Origin of the sequence: Paenibacillus sp. 2TAB26 (genome assembly GCF_052115145.1) — a bacterium.
In the GTDB taxonomy this organism is placed as follows: domain Bacteria; phylum Bacillota; class Bacilli; order Paenibacillales; family Paenibacillaceae; genus Pristimantibacillus.
In genome coordinates, this window is sequence record NZ_JBFRGC010000152.1 from 1 (window position 1) to 367 (window position 367).

Annotated in this window: 1 protein-coding gene; it reads right to left on the reverse strand. The window is 51.8% G+C overall.

The annotated features are described in order from the left end of the window. Positions 1-344: hypothetical protein (locus tag AB4Z50_RS36275; RefSeq protein ID WP_441887359.1), on the reverse strand; the 344-nt coding region annotated here is incomplete at its 3' end. Between the last annotated feature and the right edge of the window lie 23 nt (positions 345-367).

The window sequence follows — 367 nt, forward strand, 5'->3', positions numbered from 1 at the left end:
ATATAGAGGTTGGCAACCGCCCCCCAATCGCTAAAATGCCTTGTTTTTGCCGTTACCGTTCGGTTATTTTCATCAACCAAGGCCTCCTTTACCATGTGCCAATAGCCCTTTCCATCCTGGTATGCTAAATGAAGCGCTTGCGGGGAGGTATTGGTAAGTGGTTCGTATGGCAGGGTTATTTCCACGTCTTTCTTAAACTGCACATTCTCCGGCAGAAACCGGTAGGCCTTGCCAACGGCCCCATTGGGTAGCGTATTGGTGACTTCACTAACGGTGACCTTCACCTCGCCATCCAACGCGCCTGCAGGGACACTTAGTTTTAGCTTGGTGCCAACGATTGTCAACTGTCCGCCGCCCGGACCTATCG